Annotated in this window: 15 protein-coding genes and 1 tRNA gene; 5 read left to right on the forward strand and 11 right to left on the reverse strand. The window is 66.8% G+C overall.

Annotation, left to right across the window (positions count from 1 at the left end; genetic code table 11):
* Window positions 1-8: 8 nt before the first annotated feature.
* Both zipA and smc read right to left on the reverse strand, forming a co-directional pair.
* A complete protein-coding gene (gene zipA, locus ACJMKZ_RS11730) occupies window positions 9-749 on the reverse strand; it encodes a cell division protein ZipA (RefSeq protein ID WP_405233401.1) in 741 nt (246 codons plus the stop codon).
* 22 nt (window positions 750-771) lie between these two features.
* Window positions 772-4,275, reverse strand: coding sequence for a chromosome segregation protein SMC (gene smc, locus ACJMKZ_RS11735; RefSeq protein ID WP_405233402.1), 3,504 nt, complete (start codon window positions 4,273-4,275; stop codon window positions 772-774).
* Between the two features lie 115 nt (window positions 4,276-4,390).
* On the opposite strand from smc, the gene queF reads away from it, so the two are divergent.
* The 5 genes from queF to ACJMKZ_RS11760 all read left to right on the forward strand — a co-directional run bounded on the left by queF (window position 4,391) and on the right by ACJMKZ_RS11760 (window position 8,396).
* The gene (gene queF / locus ACJMKZ_RS11740; RefSeq protein ID WP_405233403.1) at window positions 4,391-4,822 is read left to right on the forward strand and encodes a preQ(1) synthase; all 432 of its coding nucleotides are present in this window, start codon (window positions 4,391-4,393) and stop codon (window positions 4,820-4,822) included.
* Between the two features lie 123 nt (window positions 4,823-4,945).
* On the forward strand, window positions 4,946-5,734 hold the full coding sequence (dksA, locus tag ACJMKZ_RS11745; RefSeq protein WP_405233404.1) for an RNA polymerase-binding protein DksA: 789 nt from the start codon (window positions 4,946-4,948) through the stop codon (window positions 5,732-5,734).
* A 28-nt stretch (window positions 5,735-5,762) separates the two neighbouring features.
* A complete protein-coding gene (gluQRS, locus tag ACJMKZ_RS11750) occupies window positions 5,763-6,674 on the forward strand; it encodes a tRNA glutamyl-Q(34) synthetase GluQRS (RefSeq protein WP_405233405.1) in 912 nt (303 codons plus the stop codon).
* 42 nt (window positions 6,675-6,716) lie between these two features.
* The gene (gene phaR / locus ACJMKZ_RS11755) at window positions 6,717-7,211 is read left to right on the forward strand and encodes a polyhydroxyalkanoate synthesis repressor PhaR (RefSeq protein ID WP_405233406.1); all 495 of its coding nucleotides are present in this window, start codon (window positions 6,717-6,719) and stop codon (window positions 7,209-7,211) included.
* A 183-nt stretch (window positions 7,212-7,394) separates the two neighbouring features.
* Window positions 7,395-8,396 (forward strand): hydrolase, encoded by a 1,002-nt coding sequence (locus ACJMKZ_RS11760; RefSeq protein WP_405233407.1) that lies wholly within the window; start codon window positions 7,395-7,397, stop codon window positions 8,394-8,396.
* A gap of 120 nt (window positions 8,397-8,516) precedes the next feature.
* On the opposite strand, the gene pnp is transcribed toward ACJMKZ_RS11760, so the two are convergent.
* The 9 genes from pnp to nuoN form a co-directional block, all read right to left on the reverse strand.
* Complete coding sequence (gene pnp, locus ACJMKZ_RS11765; protein ID WP_405233408.1) at window positions 8,517-10,604, reverse strand: polyribonucleotide nucleotidyltransferase; 2,088 nt, start codon at window positions 10,602-10,604, stop codon at window positions 8,517-8,519.
* A gap of 136 nt (window positions 10,605-10,740) precedes the next feature.
* Entirely contained in the window at window positions 10,741-11,010 is a 270-nt protein-coding gene (rpsO, locus tag ACJMKZ_RS11770; RefSeq protein WP_405233409.1) for a 30S ribosomal protein S15, read from the reverse strand.
* Between the two features lie 80 nt (window positions 11,011-11,090).
* Entirely contained in the window at window positions 11,091-12,029 is a 939-nt protein-coding gene (gene truB, locus ACJMKZ_RS11775) for a tRNA pseudouridine(55) synthase TruB (protein WP_405233410.1), read from the reverse strand.
* A gap of 1 nt (window position 12,030) precedes the next feature.
* The gene (gene rbfA / locus ACJMKZ_RS11780; protein ID WP_405233411.1) at window positions 12,031-12,396 is read right to left on the reverse strand and encodes a 30S ribosome-binding factor RbfA; all 366 of its coding nucleotides are present in this window, start codon (window positions 12,394-12,396) and stop codon (window positions 12,031-12,033) included.
* Window positions 12,397-12,410: 14 nt separating this feature from the next.
* Window positions 12,411-14,927, reverse strand: a complete 2,517-nt coding sequence (gene infB, locus ACJMKZ_RS11785) for a translation initiation factor IF-2 (protein WP_405233412.1) — start codon at window positions 14,925-14,927, stop codon at window positions 12,411-12,413.
* Between the two features lie 18 nt (window positions 14,928-14,945).
* The gene (gene nusA / locus ACJMKZ_RS11790; protein ID WP_405233413.1) at window positions 14,946-16,466 is read right to left on the reverse strand and encodes a transcription termination factor NusA; all 1,521 of its coding nucleotides are present in this window, start codon (window positions 16,464-16,466) and stop codon (window positions 14,946-14,948) included.
* Window positions 16,467-16,500: 34 nt separating this feature from the next.
* Window positions 16,501-16,947 carry a ribosome maturation factor RimP gene (gene rimP, locus ACJMKZ_RS11795; RefSeq protein WP_405233414.1) on the reverse strand — a complete coding sequence of 149 codons (447 nt, stop codon included), beginning with the start codon at window positions 16,945-16,947 and terminating at the stop codon, window positions 16,501-16,503.
* Between the two features lie 158 nt (window positions 16,948-17,105).
* Window positions 17,106-17,182: transfer RNA gene (locus ACJMKZ_RS11800), tRNA-Met, on the reverse strand.
* 83 nt (window positions 17,183-17,265) lie between these two features.
* On the reverse strand, window positions 17,266-18,726 hold the full coding sequence (gene nuoN, locus ACJMKZ_RS11805; RefSeq protein ID WP_405233415.1) for an NADH-quinone oxidoreductase subunit NuoN: 1,461 nt from the start codon (window positions 18,724-18,726) through the stop codon (window positions 17,266-17,268).
* Window positions 18,727-18,759: the final 33 nt, after the last annotated feature.

Below are 18,759 nucleotides of genomic sequence, written 5' to 3' on the forward strand. Positions count from 1 at the left end.
GAGCGCCTTCAGCTCACAGCCAGACCGTGCTGATACTGGATGATCTCCTCGCGCAGGAATCGTTCTCGCTGGACGCTCATGGTGCTGCCGGCCTCGTCGAGGAGTTCCCCGTTCAGGGAATCCGCCAGCGCACGGGCGGTTGCCATCATCTCGTCGAAAGCCTCGGCCCCGTCCTTCGGCCCGGGCAGGACCATGAACATGCTGACACCGGGCAGTTGCTGCTCGCGGATGTTCGTCAGGTCGAAGGTACCCGGCTCTACCAGGCTGGCCACGCTGAAGACGATGCTCTCGTCGTCGGTGCCCTCCACACGGTGGAAGATACCGAACTTGCCGTGGCGCAGGCCGAGGCCGCGGAGCGCGAGTACGACCTGTTCGCCGTTGAAGTGATCGTCGCCGCGGGCGACCAGCCGCAGGGTGATGATCTTCTGCTCTATTTGCGGCTGTTCGGCGGTCTCGGCGGTCTCCTCGCTGTCGCCGACGAAATCGCGGGTCTCGCCGACCCGGATATCGTCGGCGTACTCGTCGTCGTACTGGTCGTCGCCGGATACTGCCGCGACGGGCTCGTCCGCCTCCAGCTCCGGGAGCGAGGCCGTGTCGTCGTCCGCGCTGACGCTGCTCTCGTCGAACGCGGGCTCCAGCCTCACGTCCGGCTGGGACTCACGGCGCCGGGCCTGCCGCCGGCTGTGCCAGTACACGAGGCCCACGACGCCGATACCGACCAGGAGAAGGATGACGCGTAATTCGTCCATGGCAACGACCAGCGACGCCGGATCAGCTCGCCGCCATTTTCACCGCCTCGTCGAGATCGACCGACACCAGGCGGGAGACACCGGGCTCCTGCATGGTAACGCCGGTGAGCTGGCGTGCCATCTCCATGGTGACCTTGTTGTGCGTGATGAACACGAACTGCACCTGAGACGACATTTCCTTGACGATGTCGCAGAAGCGGCCGACGTTGGCATCATCCAGTGGCGCATCCACCTCGTCGAGCATGCAAAACGGCGCCGGGTTCAGCTCGAATATGGCGAACACCAGCGCGACGGCGGTGAGCGCCTTCTCGCCGCCCGAGAGCAGGTGGATGGTGCTGTTGCGCTTGCCGGGCGGCCGCGCCATTACCGTTACGCCCGCGGAGAGGAGATCCTCGCCGGTGAGTTCCAGATAGGCGTGCCCGCCGCCGAAAAGCTTCGGGAACAGCCGCTTGAAGCCGGCATCCACCAGGTCGTAGGTCTCGCGGAAGCGCGTGCGCGTCTCCTTGTCGATCTTGCGGATCGCACCCTCCAGCGTGGACAGGGCCTCGTTCAGATCGGCCAGCTGCGCATCGAGGTATTCCTTGCGCTGCGACTGTTCCTTGAACTCGTCGATCGCGGCGAGGTTGATGGGCCCGAGCCGCTCGATGCGCGCGCTGAGCTTCTGCAGGTTCTCTTCCCAGACATCGGCGGACGCATCCTCCTGCATCTCCGCCAGGACGGTTTCCAGCTCGAAGCCGGTCTCGGCAAACTGCTCGGCCACGCCTTCGCGGCGCACCCGTATCTCCTGGGCCGCCATGCGCACCTGATCCACTGCCTGCCGGGCCGACTCCACGGCGGTTTCGTTGGCTAGGCGCTGTTGATCGAGCTCCCGCAGCTCCGCGTCCACGGCTTCCACGGCGCGGCGCGCCTCGGCCAGGCTGCCCTCCACTTCCACGCGCTCGCGCAGCTGCACCTCCAGCGCTTCTTCCTGGCGCCGGATGGGTTCTTCGCCCGCGGCCAGCTGCTCCTTGAGCGCCGCCTCGCGCTGGTGGAACTGGCCGAGCTGTGACTTCATTCGCGCCAGGCTCTGGCTGGCCGACTCCCGTGAGGAACGGCGCGACTCGTAGCGCAGGGCGATCGCCTGGGTTTCGGCCCGATCCTGCTCAGCCTGCTGGCGCACCCGCGCGAGTTCGCCGCGGAGCTGCTCACGCTGGGACTCGAGCTCCGAGCGCTGCTTGTCAATCGAGCCCACGTCGGCCCGCGACTGCTCCAGACGCTGGCGGCTCTCCTCGAGCCGTTGCCGGGTGGCCTCGAGTTCCCGGTCGATATCGGCGGTCTCGGTGCGGAACGATTCGATGCGTTCCTCGATCTGGGAGAGCCGGTAGCGAGCGCTCTCGAGCCGGGCCTGAGCGTCGGCCTGACGGCGATGCCGGTCGGCAGCTGCCTGCTGCACCGACTCGCGCTGCTCCTCCAGGCTCTCCAGCCGGCGGCGCGTATCGTGCAGGGTCTTCTCGAGTGTCTCCACCCGCACACGCTGCTCGCGCAGTTCGTCCTTCAGCGTGCGCATCTCCTGTTCACGCTTCAGTATGCCGCCCCGTGCGTCCTTCTCCCGATTGACCCGCAGCCAGCTGCGACCCAGCCAGATGCCGTCGGCAGTGATGATGGACTCGTTGTCGTCCAGGCGGTCTCGCAACGCGAGTGCCGCCGGCAGCGAGTCCGCCGTGCGCACGTGCTGCAACTGGTCGAGCACCGCCTGGGGCGCGCCGCTGACCCGGGCCGCGAGCCGGCCGTCTCCGGCCGACAGGGAACTCTCCCTCCCTTGCAGGAGCGTCAGGGAGCCCTCGTTCAGCGCTTCCAGCGAACGGGTCGCGGCGACGAGATCGTCGACGCAGACTGCCTGCAGGTAGGAGCCCAGCACGGTCTCCACTGCGCGCTCCCAGCCGTCTTCGACCTTCAGCCGCTGCGCGAGCCGCGGCCGGTCCGCGAGCCCCGCGGCCTCGAGCCAGCCACCGACCGTGCCGTCCGCCTCGCCGAGCGCCGCCTTCTGCAGGGCCTCCAGCGAGGTGTAGCGGCCGCTCGCCTTCTGCAGCTCGTCCTTGCGGGCCTCCAGGTGACGGCCGATGCGCACCTCCTGCTCCCGCAGCGTGGCGATCTGCTGGCGTAGTTCGTTCACCCTGGCGTCCGCTTCCTCGGCTGCCTGCCGCAGCGCGCTCTCCTCGCCGGTGAGGCCGGAGACGACGTTCTTCTGCTCGTCCACGGAGAGACCGCGGGAGTCGTCGCCGATCCGCTCGCGGCGCTGGGTCAGCTTCTCGAGCTGGCCTTCGAGCTGCTCGATCCTGGCGCGCTCGACCTCGCCGGACTGCTCCACGTCGCTCGCGCGGCGCACGAACTCGTCCCAGCGCGATTGCCACGCCGCCATGGCTTCATCGGCCCGCTGCAGCGATTCGGCCGACGCAGCCTCCCGCCCGCGGGCCTGCTCCAGGTCCGGAGTCAGCTCGTTCAGTGCCAGTTCCAGCTGGTCCAGCTCGTTGCGGTCCTGCTCGATGTGGTCTTCGATCTCGCGCGCCGCGGCCCGGGCCTGCGCGAGATCCTGCTCCTGGCGCTGGCGCAGCTCGCGACCGTGCTCGATGGACTGCTCCAGACGGGCGATCTCGGCGCCGATGCGGTAGTAACGGCCCTGGACCTCGTTGAAAGCTTCGCTGCGCTCGCCCTGGCTCACGCGGGCCTGCTCCATGGCGGCCTCGATACGGCGCTGTTCGGCGACGGCCGCCTGCAGTGCGTTCTCCTTCTGCGCCTGGTGGCGTTCCTGTTCCGCGGCCCGGGCGTCCAGGTCCCGCAGCTTCAGGGCCAGGAGTTCAGCACGGGTGCGGCGCTCTTCGGCCTTCAGGCGCTTGTATCGCTCGGCCGTCTTCGCCTGACGATCCAGATGCTTCAGCTGTTTCTCGACTTCGTCGACCAGGTCGGCGAGGCGTTCCAGGTTGTCCTTGGTGTGCCGGATCCGGTTCTCCGTCTCGCGGCGCCGGTCCTTGTACTTGGAGATGCCGGCGGCCTCCTCCAGGTACACCCGCAGCTCCTCCGGCTTGGCCTCGATCAGCCGGGAGATCATGCCCTGCTCGATGATCGAGTAACTCCGCGGCCCCAGCCCGGTGCCGAGGAAGACGTGGGTGATGTCCTTGCGGCGGCAGCGCGTGCCGTTCAGGTAGTAGGTGGAGATGCCGTCGCGCGAGACGGAACGCTTGATGGAGATCTCCGAATATTGGGCGTACTGCCCGCCGATAGTGGCATCGGAGTTGTCGAACAGGAGTTCGATGGTAGCCGCGCCGACGGGCTTGCGGGCGCTCGAACCGTTGAATATGACGTCCGTGATCGAGTCGCCCCGCAGGCGGCTCGCCGAACTCTCTCCCATCACCCAGCGCACCGCGTCGATCACGTTCGACTTTCCGCAACCGTTCGGGCCTACGACGCCGACGAGGTTGCTCGGAAACGAAATAGTGGTGGGATCAACGAAGGACTTGAAGCCGGATAGCTTGATTTTGCTCAGTCGCATCTCGTGATCTTACGGCATTAGCCCGTCAAAACGCGCTAGTGTAAAGTAAATTCCGGACGGTGACGATTGCGAGGAAAATCGCCGCCGACTGGCCACACGAGGAGCAGAAATCCCGATGAGCGAGATTCGTTCGCCGGCCGCCGTAGCGGGCCCGAGCAAGCAACTGGAGACGTTCGAGAATCCCAACCCCGGCCGGGATTATACCATCCGGATTACGGTGCCCGAGTTCACCTGTCTGTGCCCCAAGACCGGTCAGCCGGACTTCGCTACCCTGTATCTTGAGTACGTCCCCGACGCACGCTGCGTCGAGCTGAAATCGCTGAAGCTCTACGCCTGGTCTTTCCGCGACGAGGGCGCCTTCCACGAAGCGGTGACGAACCGGATCCTGGAGGACCTCGTAGCCGCTACGGATCCCCGTTTCCTGCGGCTGACGGCCGATTTCAACGTGCGCGGCGGTGTGTATACCGAGGTCGTGGTGGAGCACCGCCGGGCCGACTGGGAGCCGCAGATTCCGGTGGTTCTCCCGCCCCCCGCCGGCGGTGACTGACCGTCCGCCTGCGCGACCCCGGCGGGTCGCGTTTCCACCTGAAAAAAAGCCGGAAATGTCGCTTTTCAGAGAGCGTATTGGATGTATAATCCCGCGCTTTTGACGCGCCTTTCCCGGAGGGTGATGATGCCTGCAAAGAAGAAGGCAACGAAGGCCAAGAGCCGCAAGAAGACCGCTTCCAAGTCGAAGGCCGCAACGCGCAAGAAGGCCACGGCGAAGAAGAAGGTCACGAGGAAAGCGCCGGCGAAGAAGGTCGCGAAGAAGAAGGCCGTGAAGAAGAAGGCGGCCGGCAAGAAAAAGGCTGCGAAGAAGGCACCGGCGAAGAAGAAGGCGGCAAAGAAGAAGGCCGCCAGCAAGAAGGCGCCGAGCAAGAAGAAGGCGGCCGGCAAGAAAAAGGCTGCGAAGAAGGCACCGGCGAAGAAGGCCGGCAAGAAGAAGGCCGCGAGGAAGCGCACGCGCAGCCGCTCCGAGGTGCTGTCCGGTCCGCTGCACGGCCTGGAGCCTTACAAGCCGCGACGGGGCGAGGAATACATGAGCGCCGATCAGCTGGAGCACTTCCGCCAGATCCTGAGCGCCTGGAAGCGCGAGCTGATGGAAGAGGTCGACCGGACCGTGCACCACATGCAGGACGAGGCGGCCAACTTCCCCGACCCCAGCGACCGGGCCACGCAGGAGTCCGAGTTCGGCCTGGAGCTGCGTACCCGTGACCGGGAACGCAAACTTCTGCGCAAGATTGATGCGGCGCTGAACCGCATCGACGAGGGCACCTACGGCTACTGCGAGGAGACCGGCGAGGAGATCGGGCTGAAGCGCCTCGAGGCGCGTCCGGTGGCCACACTCTGCCTGGAGGCTCAGGAGCGCCGCGAGCTCGCCGAACGGCAGTTCCGCGACCGGGACGACCAGTACCGCTGAGTTTCGCAGCGGCGACGTCGGAGGCGAGTTGAGCGCCGATCCCGCCCCGACACGCGGCGCGGGTCGCTTCGCGCCCTCGCCCACCGGCCCGCTCCATTTCGGTTCCCTGCTGGCCGCCGTCGCCAGCTATCTCGAGGCCCGCGTCCGCGGCGAGCGCTGGCTGCTCAGAATCGAGGATATCGACCCGCCGCGGGAAGAGGCCGGCGCGGCCGAGGCGATCATCCGCTGCCTCGAGATCTACGGGTTCCGGTGGGACGGACCGGTCCTGCGGCAGAGCCGCAACGAGGAGCGCCACCGGGCTGCTGTCGAACGCCTGCTGGCCGACGGCCTCGCCTATCCCTGCCGCTGCACGCGGCGCGTACTCGCCCGCACGGCCCGCCAGGGCGCGATGGGACCGGTATACCCGGGCACCTGCCGCAACGGCAGCGGTCGCGGCGCACGCGCCATACGGGTACGCACGACGGACGAGCCCGTCGCCGTAGTCGACCGGCTGCAGGGACCCATCGAACAACGACTGGAGAGCGAACTCGGAGACTTCGTGATCCGGCGACGGGACGGTCTCATCGCCTACCAGCTGGCGGTGGTGATCGATGACGCGGTCGACGGGGTCACCGACGTGGTCCGGGGCATCGACCTGCTCGACTCGACGCCGCGCCAGATTCACCTGCAGCGGCTCCTCGGTCTGCCCACGCCGAGCTACATGCACATCCCTGTCGCCGTGGGCGCCGACGGCGAAAAGCTCAGCAAGCAGACGGCAGCCCCGCCCATCGACCTCGACCCGGAGGCGGTCGCGCCCACGCTCTGCCGCGCGCTCGCGTGCCTGCGCCAGGAGCCGCCCGCGGATCTGGCGGGCGCCTCGCCGGGCGCCGTGTGGGAGTGGGCCCTTGCCAACTGGCGGCCCGGGAGACTCCGCTCGCTGGCGAGCGTGCCCGGTGTCTGAAGGGTCTTTCCGCTATGCAGCAAAATCGGCTATCTTACGTGCATGAGTGAAACCCGAATCATCAAGAAGTACCCCAACCGCCGGCTCTACGACACCGAGGAGAGCCGCTATATCACGCTGGCCGATATCAAGCGGCTGGTGCTGGAGAAGGCCGATTTCACCGTCATCGACAAGAAATCCGGCGACGACATCACCCGAAGCATCCTCCTGCAGGTGATCAGCGAGCAGGAGGCCCAGGGCGAACCGATTATGAGCCAGGACTTCCTGTCCCAGATCATCCGCGCCTATTCCAGCGCCATGCCGAATTTCGTCAGCACCTACCTGGAGCAGAGCCTCAAGCTGTTCCTGAACCAGCAGAAGCAGGTGCGCAGCCAGGTCAAGAAGGTGGTCGGCGTCGACCCGGTGGCCGCCGTGGCCGGTGTCACGCAGCGGAATTACGCGCGCTGGAAGTCGGTGCAGGAGGAGATTTTCCGCACCCTGACGGGCACCCGGAAGGAAGACGAGAAGCAGGAGGACAAGCGGGACAACGAGCGTTGAATTTCTTGCCCGCGAGGGGTTGACACCGGCCTTCCGATAGCCTAATTTGTGCACTGCAGCAGGCTTCATGCTCCCCCGCTACCTGCTGCACATGCCTGAAGGAGTGCAACACTCCGATTGGCTGGCCCCTCGCGCTTGCGAGGGGCCTTTTTTATGCCCGGCCGGCATGCCCGCGAGATGGCCATGGATAAGCCAGCACCCTTCCAGCCGCCCCGGTGGCTGAAGAACCGCCACGCCCAGACCCTGTTCACCAGCTCGCCCCTGTGCCGGCCGCCTGCGCCGCGCTGGCGCCATGAGACGGTGGAGCTGCCCGATGGCGACTTCGTCGAGGCCCACTGGCTGGAGCCCACCGTCGCCAGCCCGGCGGCCACCCTCGTGCTGCTGCACGGCCTGGAAGGCTCCAGCGAGGCCACCTACGCCCGCATGATGGCGCCGGCGGCCGCGGCGCGGGGCTGGCGGCTGGTGGTGCTGCACGCCCGGGACTGCGGCGAGCGGCGCAACCGGCTCCCCCGCCGCTATCACGCAGGCGAAACCGGCGACCTGCGCTACTTCATGGGACGGCTCGCAGCAGAATACCCGGACGGCCTGTTTATCGCTGCAGGCTATTCCCTGGGCGGCAACGTGCTGCTGAAGTATCTCGGCGAGGAAGGCGCCGACAGCCCTTTCACGGCCGCGGCCGCGGTCTCGGTGCCGTTCGAGCTGCAGGATTCGGCCGAAGCGCTGAACCGGGGCTTCTCGCGCCTCTACCGCTGGTACCTCCTGCGCCGGATGAAGGCCGCGATGAAACGGAAGTTCACGCCGGACACCGTGCCTTTCGACTGGCAGGCCGCGCTGCGCGCGCAGGATTTCGTCGCCTTCGACGATATCGTAACGGCCCCGCTGCACGGCTTCCGTGACGCGGCCCATTACTACGAGGAGTGCTCCTCGGGGCGGTACCTCGGGGGCATCCGGACACCGACACTGATACTGAACGCCCGGGACGACCCGTTCATGAGCTCCGCTGTCATCCCGGACGCCGCATCGCTGCCCGACTCCGTCCGGCTGGAGATCACCGACGCCGGCGGCCACATCGGCTTCGTGAACGGGCCTGCGCCCTGGCGCCCCTCGTACTGGATGCCCGCGCGCCTGCTGGCCTGGTTCGACCGGACGCTGGCCGTACGGGACCGGGGAGTCGCTCCCGGCTGACTCTCACCGCTAGCCCGCCACGAGCGGGGCCGGCATGAAAAAGGCCGGCGGCGCTTACGCGCCTGCCGGCCTCTTAGCTTCGGCTCACCGTCGACGCGAAGCCGACGGCCGAGAGCCCGATCAGGCCGCGTCCGCCTCCTTCATGCTGAGACGAATCCGGCCCTGGCGGTCAACTTCCAGCACCTTCACGCGCACGATGTCGCCCTCGGAGAGCTTGTCGCTCACCTTCTCCACCCGCTCGTTGGAGATCTGCGAGATATGCACGAGGCCGTCCTTGCCCGGCAGGATGGTGACGAAGGCGCCGAAGTCCATCAGCCGTGCCACGCGGCCCTCGTAGGTGCGTCCCACCTCGACATCCGCGGTGATCAGCTCGATGCGGCGCAGCGCTTCCTTGCCGGAAGCACCGTCCACCGACGCGATCTTGACCGTACCGTCGTTCTCGATGTCGATGGTGGCGCCTGTCTCCTCGGTGATGGCACGGATGACGGCGCCGCCCTTGCCGATGACGTCGCGGATCTTGTCGGGGTCGATCTTGAACGTCATGATGGTGGGTGCCCAGTCGGACATCTCCTCGCGAGGCTCGGCCAGCACCTTGTTCATCTCGCCAAGGATATGCAGCCGGGCTTCCTTGGCCTGCTCCAGGGCCTTCTCCATGATCTCGCGGGTGATGCCCTCGATCTTGATGTCCATCTGCAGCGCGGTGACGCCCTCGGAGGAACCGGCCACCTTGAAGTCCATGTCGCCGAGATGGTCCTCGTCGCCGAGAATATCCGTCAGGACCGCGAACTTGTCGCCGTCCTTCACCAGGCCCATCGCGACGCCGGCCACGGGCGCCTTCAGCGGCACGCCGGCGTCCATCAGGGCGAGGCTCGAGCCGCAGACCGACGCCATGGAACTGGAGCCGTTGGACTCGGTGATCTCGGACACGACCCGGATCACATAGGGGAACTCATCCATATTCGGCATGACGGCCTGGATGCCGCGCCGGGCCAGCTTGCCGTGGCCGATCTCGCGGCGTTTCGGACCGCCCATGAAGCCGGTCTCGCCGACGCAGTACGGCGGGAAGTTGTAATGGAGCATGAAGGGCTCCTTGTACTCGCCCTCCAGCGCGTCGATGATCTGCGCGTCACGGCCGGTGCCGAGCGTCGCGGTAACAATCGCCTGCGTCTCGCCGCGGGTGAACAGCGCCGACCCATGGGTGCGCGGCAGCGTGCCGACGCGGACGCTGATCGGGCGCACGGTACTGTGGTCGCGACCGTCGATACGCGGCTGACCATCCAGCACCCGGCTGCGGACGATGGATTTCTCGAGCTTGCCGAGCGCAGCGGACACCTCGTCGGCACCGTAAGCCGGCTCTTCGCCGCCTGCCAGCGCCTCGACGGCCTCGTTCTTCGCCTTGCCGACCGCCTCCTGGCGCTCCTGCTTGTCGCTGATCTGGTAGGCATCGGTGAGCGCGCCGCGGGCGATCTCCGCCACCTTCTCCTCGAGTGTGGCGTTCGTCTCCGGGGGCTGCCAGTCCCAGGCCGGCTTGGCCGCCTGGCGCGCGAGTTCGCCGATCACCTCGATGGCTGCCTGCATCTTCTCGTGGCCGAACATGACCGCGCCCAGCATGACGTCCTCGGGGAGAATGTTCGCTTCGGACTCGACCATCAGCACGGCTTCGCTCGTGCCCGCCACCACGAGGTCCAGCTGGGAATCCTCGAGCTGGCTGGCGGTCGGGTTCAGCAGATATTCCCCGTCCTTGTAGCCGACGCGGGCGGCTGCAATCGGACCCTGGAACGGCATGCCGGAAAGTGCCAGCGCCGCCGAGGCGCCGATCATGGCGGGGATGTCGGCGTCGATCTCGGGGTCCAGGGAGATGACCGTGGTGATCACCTGCACCTCGTTCATGAATCCTTTCGGGAACAGCGGCCGGATGGGACGGTCGATCAGGCGCGACGTCAGCGTCTCCTTCTCGCTCGGCCGACCCTCGCGCTTGAAGAAGCCGCCGGGGATACGGCCCGCAGCGTAGGTCTTTTCCTGGTAGTTGACGGTCAGCGGGAAAAACGGGCGGCCCGGATCCGCTTCCTTCCGGCCGACGGCCGTCGCGAGAACGACGGTGTCTCCCATGCTCACCATGACGGCGCCATCCGCCTGTCGGGCGACCTCGCCCGTCTCCAGCGTCACTTCATGATCGCCGTAATTGAAACTCTGCTTGATTACTGTCACGCCTGATCCTTCTGTCTGCTAATGCGAAAACTGGATGCAGATCCGGCGACCGCGGGGTCGACGCACCTGCATCCAGTCCATGTTCCGATTCTGCGCTGGGGTTGTCGGTCAGTAATTGCCGATCAGCAATTGCCGATCAGCGGCGCAGACCGAGCCGCTTGATCAGGTCCTGATAGCGGTCCTGATCCTTCTTCTTGAGGTAGTCCAGCAGCTTCCGACGCTTGTTGACCAGCATCAGGAGCCCCTTGCGGGAATGATGGTCGCGCTTGTGCTCGGAGAAATGCTCGGTGAGATCGGTGATGCGTGCGGACAGCAGCGCGACCTGTACCTCCGGGGAGCCGGTATCGGCGTCGCCGCGGCTATACTCCTTGACGATGCTGCTCTTGCGTTCAGTCGAAAGTGGCATTGTTCGAAAACTCCAGTCTCAGTGCTCTTTGCCCTTCTGTGCAGCCCGGCATTGTAACGCGGGTCAGGGCCCCTAACAATCTAAATTTCCGCGCTTTTTCCGCCGTGGGTGAACACCCGCCGGGGCCGCACGGCGCCCGGGAACGGTATCTCGCCCACCCCGAGGAAGCGTCCGGCACGGTCGTAGACCCGCAGATGGCCCTCCAGCGCCGAGTAGTCCGCCGGCACCTGCTGTCCCTGCAGGAAGCGCTCGGCCGCCGCGACCTCGACCTCCGCGACCGGCCAGTCGGCCAGCGCGGCGTCCACGGGCTGCAGATAGCCGTCCAGCGACTCCGCGGAGGCGCCCTCCAGCGCGTCCAGCGTCACCATCGCGGCGCCCGAGAACGGCCCGACCGCCACCCGACGCAAACCGCGTGTGTAGCCCACGGTACCCGCGGCCGCCGCGATATCTTCCACCAGCGTACGGACGTAAGTGCCTTTCGAGCAGCGCACGCGGAAGACGAGTTCATCGCTCTCCCGCGCAATCAGCTGCAGCGATCGGATACGCACGGGCCGCGGCGCCCGCTCCACTTCCCTGCCTTCGCGGGCCAGTTCATACAGGCGCCGGCCGTCCTTCTTCAACGCCGAATACATCGGCGGCACCTGCTCGATCTCGCCGGTGAAGCGCGCGAACAGCGCCTGCCAGCCCGCGCCGTCCAGGTCCGGCAGCTCCGCCGTCTCGATCACCCGGCCCTCGGAATCGCCCGTGTCGCGGCGTTCGCCGAGGCATGCCCGGACCAGATATTCCTTCTCGGCGTCCAGCAGCCAGGCGCTGACCTTGGTGGCCTCGCCGAAGCACAACGGCAGCAGCCCCGTGGCTGCCGGGTCGAGACTGCCCGTATGTCCCGCCTTGCGAGCGCGGAAAATACCGCGCACACGCTGCAGAGCCTGGTTCGAGCTCAGCCCCTCCGGCTTGTCCAGCAGGACGATGCCGTGCACGTCACGGCGGGCCGGACCGCGCCGCTGGGCGTGGGCTCCCACCTCATTCCTCCGACTGCCGACCGCCGCCGGCGCGATCGATGAGATCGCTCAGCGCCAGCCCGCGCTCCGCGCTGTCGTCATGCTCGAAGCGCAGCTCCGGCACGTGACGCACGGAAAGCTCCTTGCCGAGGCGGCTGCGCAGGAACCCCGCGGCACGGCGCAGGCCGTCCGCGGCCGCATCCACATCCGCGGCCGGGTCCAGCACGCTGAACCAGACCCGGGCCACCGACAGGTCGCGGGACAGCTCGACGTCGCTGACCGAGACCTGTGCCAGGGCCGGGTCCTTGCTCTCGAAGCGCAGTAACTCGTTCAGCACGCGCATGATCTGACCGCCGAGCCTGCGGCTCCTGGGGTATTCACGAGGCATGGCGGCGCGGGCGGTCAGTCGAGCGAACGGGCCACTTCGACCCGCTCGTAGCACTCGATCTGGTCGCCGGCCTTGACGTCGTTGTAGTTGCGCACGCCGATGCCGCATTCGGTGCCGGCGCGCACCTCGTTGACGTCGTCCTTGTAGCGGCGCAGCGACTCCAGCTCGCCCTCGTAGATGACCACGTTGTCACGCAGCACGCGGATGGGGTTCGAGCGCTTCACGTAGCCGTCCACAACCATGCAGCCGGCCACCTGGCCGAACTTCGGCGAGCGGAACACCTCGCGCACCTCCGCCAGGCCGACGATCTGCTCGCGGATCTCCGGCGACAGCATGCCGGTGATGGCGGCCTTCACGTCGTCGATGGCCTCGTAGATGATGCTGTAGTAGCGCACATCCACGCCGGTCTCCTTGATGGCGCCGCGCGCCGCGCTGTCCGCGCGCACGTTGAAGCCGATCACGATGGCATTCGAGGCCGAGGCCAGGTTGATATCGGACTCGGTGATGCCGCCGACACCGGAGGCGATCACGTCCACCTTCACCTCGTCGCCGGAGAGCTTCGTCAGCGCATCCCGCAGCGCCTCGGCACTGCCGTGCACGTCGGCCTTGATCAGCAGCTGCACGCTGGTGGTCTGTCCCTCGGACATCTGCGAGAAGACGTCTTCCAGCTTGGCCGCCTGCTGCTGGGCCAGCTTCACGTCGCGGGACTTGCCCTGGCGGAACTCCGCGACCTCGCGGGCCTTGCGGTCGTCCCGGACGACCAGCATCTCGTCACCCGAATTCGGGGTACCGGAAAGGCCGAGCACGACCACCGGCGTCGACGGACCGGCGCTGTCCACCGGCTCCTGATTTTCGTCAAACATGGCCCGTACACGGCCGTATTCCTCGCCGGCGAGGATGGCGTCGCCCACCTTGAGCGTGCCGCTCTGCACCAGCACGGTTGCGACGGCGCCGCGGCCCGTCTCCAGGCTGGACTCGACCACCACACCCTTCGCCGGGCCCTCGGCCACGGCCTTCAGGTCCATGAGTTCGGCCTGCAGGGAGAGCGCCTCGAGCAGTTCGTCCACGCCCTCGCCGGTGTGGGCGGAGACGTTGACGAACAGCGTGTCGCCGCCCCACTGCTCTGGGATCACCTCGTGCTGGGACAGCTCGTTCCGGACCCGGTCCGGATCCGCTTCCTCACGGTCGATCTTGTTGACCGCCACGACAATCGGCACCCCGGCCGCCTTGGCGTGCTGTACTGCCTCGATGGTCTGCGGCATGACGCCGTCGTCTGCGGCGACCACCAGAATGACGACGTCAGTCACCTGCGCGCCGCGGGCCCGCATGGCCGTGAAGGCGGCGTGGCCCGGCGTATCCAGGAAGGTCACGCTGCCCTTCTCGGTGGGCACCTGGTAGGCGCCGATATGCTGGGTGATGCCGCCGGCCTCGCCTGCCGCCACCTTGGTGCGGCGGATGTAGTCCAGCAGCGAGGTCTTGCCGTGGTCCACGTGGCCCATGATGGTGACCACCGGCGAGCGCGGGACTTTCTCGCCCTCCACCTCGACGTCGGCGAGCACGTCCTCGTCGACGGAGCTTTCGGCCAGCGGCTTCGCCGTATGGCCCATCTCCTCCACGACCAGCACGGCGGTGTCCTGGTCAATGACCTGGTTGATCGTGACCATCGCGCCCATGCCCATGAGCACCTTTATGACCTCCGGCGCCTTGACCGCCATGCGCTGGGCGAGATCCGCGACCGTGATGGTCTCCGGGATCTCCACTTCGCGCACCACCGGGGCCGTGGGCCGCTCGAAGCCGTGCTGGGAGTCCACGCTGACGGACACGGGGCGCCGGCGCTGCGGCCGCTTGCGCTTGCGGCGGCCGCTCTTGTCGCCGGCGACGTGCAGTTCCTTGCGGCCGTAGCGGGTGCTCTGGTCCTTCTTCGACTCTTTCTCCCGCCTGTCCTTGGCGGCGGCTTCCTTGCGCTCCTGTTCGGCGCGCTCGGCCGCCTGCAGCGCTGCGGCGGCCTCGCTCTCGGCCTTTTCGCGAGCCTCGCGCTCCTGCTCTTCCTTTTCCTGCTGCTCGGCACGGGCCGCCTCGGCCTCTTCCTTGCGGAGCTTCTCCTGGCGCTCGGCCTCGATGCGCTCCTGCTCCAGGCGTGCCGCCTCCTCGCGCTCCTGCTCCTCGCGGCGCTGGCGGTCCAGCTCTTCCTGCTGGGCCTTGGCCTGCTGCTCCAGCACGTCGCGCTTCACGTAGGTGCGCTTGCGGCGCACTTCCACGTTGACCGTGCGGGAACGGCCCTGGGCACCGGAGAGCCGCAATTCCGACTGCGACTTGCGCTTCAGCGTGATCTTCTTCGGGCCGGCTCCGGCACCGCTCTCGTCGCGACCGTGAGAGCGGCGCAGGTGCGAGAGCAGCTCGAGCTTCGCATCCTCGCTGATCGTATCGTCCTGGCCGCTGACCTTGATGCCCGCTTCGTCCAGCTGAGAGATCAGCTTGTCGACCGGCACCTTCAGTACCTCGGCGAACTGTGCGACAGTGACTTCAGCCATACCTAAAACTCCTGTTAATCAGGCCCGCTCCTGCTGCTGCTCTTCTTCCTGCTCGAACCAGTGCGCGCGCGCAGCCATGATCAGCGCAGCCGCCTGCTCCTGGTCCATGTCTTCCTGGATCTCCAGCAGATCGTCCACCGCCTGCTCCGCCAGGTCTTCACGCGTCACCACGCCCTCGCTGGCGAGCAGATAGGCGAGTTCGCGCGTCATGCCGTCCAGCGCCAGCAGATCCTCGGCGGGCTCCGCCTCGTCGATCTTCTCCTCGCTGGCGATCGCCTGGGTCAGCAGGACGTCACGGGCGCGGTTGCGGAGCTCGTCAACGATGTCCTCGTCGAACTCCTCGATCTCGGCCAGCTCGGCCGCCGGCACATAGGCCACTTCCTCCACCGTGGAGAAGCCTTCCTGCACCAGGATCATGGCCACCTCCTCGTCGACGTCGAGGCTCTTCATGAACATCTCGGTGAGCTCGCGCATCTCCGATTCGCTCTTCTCCTCGGCATCGGCGGCGGTCATGACGTTCAGTTCCCAGCCGGTCAGCTCGCTCGCCAGACGGATGTTCTGGCCGCCGCGGCCGATGGCCTGGGACAGCTTGTCCTCTTCCACCGCGATATCCATGCTGTGAGCCTCCTCGTCCATGACGATGGAGACGACGTCCGCCGGCGACATCGCGTTGACGACGAACTGGGCCGGGTTGTCGTCCCAGAGGATGATGTCGACACGCTCGCCCGCCAGCTCGTTGGAGACCGCCTGTACCCGGGAGCCGCGCATGCCGACGCACGCGCCCACCGGGTCGATGCGCCGATCGTTGCTCTTCACCGCGATCTTCGCCCGCAGGCCCGGATCACGGGCGGCGGCGACGATATCGATCAGGCCCTGCCCCACCTCGGGGACCTCCAGCCGGAACAGGTCGATCAGGAACTCGGGCGAGGTCCGGGTCATGAACAGCTGCGGTCCCCTGAGCTCGGAGCGGACCTCGACCAGACGCGCCTTGATGCGATCCTGGGGACGCACCGGCTCGCGCGGGATCATGTTCTCGCGGGGCACGAAACCCTCGGCATTGCCGCCCAGGTCGATGAACACGCCGTTTCGGTCCACGCGCTTCACGAGACCGCTCAGCAGTTCGCCGACCCGGTCCTGGAATTCCTCGACCACCTGCTCGCGCTCGGCCTCGCGCACCTTCTGCACGATCACCTGCTTGGCGGTCTGGGCGGCGATGCGGCCGAACTCCACGGACTCCATCGGCACCTCGACGTAGCCGCCCGGCTCGGCGTCCGGGTCGATCTCGACGGCGTCGATCATCCTCAGCTCGCGGTCCGGAAACTCGAGTTCGGTGGACTCGTCCTCGAACACCAGCCAGCGGCGGAACGTATCGTAATCACCGGTCTGGCGGTCGATGGCCACGCGCACGTCGATATCCTCGCCGTGGCGCTTGCGCGTGGCCGACGCCAGCGCCGCCTCGATCGCCTCGAAGATAATCTCCTTGTCCACGCCCTTCTCGTTAGAGACGGCGTCGACCACCATCAGAATTTCCTTGCTCATACCTGTCGTTTCTCCACCCAGCCCGATATGGTGGCTAAAGCTCGGGAACCAACCTCGCCTTGTCGATATCGGCGATGCGCAGCCGATAGAGTTCGCCGTCCACGCGCATCGCCACGTAACCGTCTTCCACGCCTTCCAGCGTGCCGCGGAACCGTCGCCGGCCGTCCAGCGGGATCCTCAGTTCGACCTTGGCCTCGCTGCCGATGAACCGCTCGAAGTGCTCCGGGCGCTTCAGCGGCCGATCCAGACCGGGCGAGGACACCTCCAGCACGTACTCGCCGGGAATCGGGTCCTCCACGTCCAGCACGCCGCTCACCTGGTGGCTCACCCGCTCGCAATCCTCGAGGCTCACGCCTTCGGGCTTGTCGATGTAGAGCCGCAGCAGCCCCTTGCCGCCGATGCGGGCCTCCAGGTCCACGAGCTCGTAGCCCATGGTCGCCAGCGTCGGCTCCAGCAGCTGCCTGATCTCGTCTTCTGTCACTCTTCCTCTGTCACCGGCCCCGTCGGGGGCCCCAACAAAAAATGGGCCCCAGGGCCCATTTCGTTCCTGCTCGTGCCCTGGCTTGCCGACCCTGGATCCGGCAGACCTTTCCGGGCAAACAAAAAGCCCCGAGCGGGGCTTTTTGTCACCAAAAACCTTGGTAGCGGGGGCAGGATTCGAACCTGCGACCTTCGGGTTATGAGCCCGACGAGCTGCCAGACTGCTCCACCCCGCATCCGCAGGACCCGAATAGTACTAGAGAAGCCGCGTTGGTTTCAACCGTCGCAGCGAGAACGGTCCCGGATCCGCTCGGTCCCGTCACGCCATGACGCTCGCGCACAGTGCCAGCAGCGTGCCGGGGACCAGGCCGAGGCCGAGAATGGCCAGTCCATTGACGCTGAGCACGACCTGCATCTCGCGCGGTGCCGTCAGTGGCGCACTGTCGTCGGGCGCATCGAAATAGACGAACTTCAGCACCCGCAGGTAATAGAAGGCGCCGATCACCGAGAAGACCACCATGAGCAGGGCCAGCCACGTGTAGATGACGCCCTCGGGCGCCAGCCGGCCGGCTTCCAGCACGGCGGAGATCACGTTCAGCTTCGCCCAGAAGCCCACCCAGGGCGGGATGCCGGCCATACCGAACATGAAGCACGCCATCATCGCGGCGAACCAGGGGCTGCGGCTGTTGAGTCCCTTGAAGTCGCTGATCTCCTCAGCCTCGAAACCTTGCCGGGACAGCAGGATCACCATGCCGAAGGCGCCGGCGGCCATCAGGACGTAGGTGATGGTGTAGTACATGGCGGCCTGGTAGCCCGCCTGGGTGCCGGTGAAGATCCCGAGCAGGATGAAGCCGACGTGGCCGATGGTCGAGTACGCCAGCATGCGCTTGATATTGGACTGGGCGATGGCCACGACGTTACCCAGGCCGAGAGAGAGTACGGCCAGGATCATGAGCATGCCCTGCCAGGCCCCGTGCAGCTCCGGCAGGCCGTCGACCAGTATGCGCATGGCGAGTGCGAAGGCCGCCACCTTCGGCGCCGAGGCGATCAGCAGGGTCACGGGCGTGCGCGCGCCCTGGTAAACGTCCGGCAGCCACATGTGGAACGGCACGGCGCCGAACTTGAACGCGATGCCGACCACCAGGAACGCCAGCCCGAACCACAGCGCGACGTCATCAGGACCCGCGCTGCGGATGGCCAGCGAAAGCGGGCCGAACTCGAGCACGCCCGTCACGCCGTAGATGTAGGAGATGCCGAAAAGCAGCATGCCCGAGGCGATGGCGCCGAGGACGAAGTACTTCATGGCCGATTCGGCGGCCACGGGGGAGTCCCGGTCGAAGGCCACGAGCGCGTACAGGGCCAGGGACAGCATCTCGAGGCCCAGGTACATGGTCAGCAGACTGTTGGCCGAGATCATCACCAGGACGCCCAGCAGCGCGAACAGCCCGAGGGTGTAGAACTCGCCCCGGGTGAGGCCGTTCACCGTCAGATACTGGCGGGAATAGATGAACACCAGCGCCATGAGGCCCACCGAGACGATCTTCAGGATCTGTCCCATCGGGTCGGCCACGTAGCTGCCCGAGAACGTGAGGGTGCGCAGGTCCGGCGCGGAGCCGAGGATGGCCGCGAGCGTCACCGCCAGCGCGCCCATCGCCAGCCACCAGGTCACGATGCGGCGTTCGTCGCTCACGAACAGGTCGGCGATCAGCACCACGCAGATCAGCCCGAGCAGTACGATCTCGGGGAGCGCGGGACTGAAATCGGGAACGATGAAATCCATCTGTCAAACCTTGGGTTGAGTGTTCCGGTTTAC

The sequence above is a fragment of the Lentisalinibacter salinarum genome (assembly GCF_040706555.1).
Taxonomy (GTDB): Bacteria; Pseudomonadota; Gammaproteobacteria; order Steroidobacterales; family Woeseiaceae; genus Lentisalinibacter; species Lentisalinibacter salinarum.

What these genes read in the sequence shown, in the direction of transcription:
- infB (WP_405233412.1), bottom strand. Translation starts at nt 14,927, where the DNA reads ATGGCTGAAGTCACTGTCGCACAGTTCGCCGAGGTACTGAAGGTGCCG.
- rpsO (WP_405233409.1), bottom strand. Translation starts at nt 11,010, where the DNA reads ATGCCACTTTCGACTGAACGCAAGAGCAGCATCGTCAAGGAGTATAGC.
- zipA (WP_405233401.1), bottom strand. Translation starts at nt 749, where the DNA reads ATGGACGAATTACGCGTCATCCTTCTCCTGGTCGGTATCGGCGTCGTG.
- ACJMKZ_RS11760 (WP_405233407.1), top strand. Translation starts at nt 7,395, where the DNA reads ATGGATAAGCCAGCACCCTTCCAGCCGCCCCGGTGGCTGAAGAACCGC.
- phaR (WP_405233406.1), top strand. Translation starts at nt 6,717, where the DNA reads ATGAGTGAAACCCGAATCATCAAGAAGTACCCCAACCGCCGGCTCTAC.
- queF (WP_405233403.1), top strand. Translation starts at nt 4,391, where the DNA reads ATGAGCGAGATTCGTTCGCCGGCCGCCGTAGCGGGCCCGAGCAAGCAA.
- dksA (WP_405233404.1), top strand. Translation starts at nt 4,946, where the DNA reads ATGATGCCTGCAAAGAAGAAGGCAACGAAGGCCAAGAGCCGCAAGAAG.
- smc (WP_405233402.1), bottom strand. Translation starts at nt 4,275, where the DNA reads ATGCGACTGAGCAAAATCAAGCTATCCGGCTTCAAGTCCTTCGTTGAT.
- nuoN (WP_405233415.1), bottom strand. Translation starts at nt 18,726, where the DNA reads ATGGATTTCATCGTTCCCGATTTCAGTCCCGCGCTCCCCGAGATCGTA.
- rbfA (WP_405233411.1), bottom strand. Translation starts at nt 12,396, where the DNA reads ATGCCTCGTGAATACCCCAGGAGCCGCAGGCTCGGCGGTCAGATCATG.
- nusA (WP_405233413.1), bottom strand. Translation starts at nt 16,466, where the DNA reads ATGAGCAAGGAAATTCTGATGGTGGTCGACGCCGTCTCTAACGAGAAG.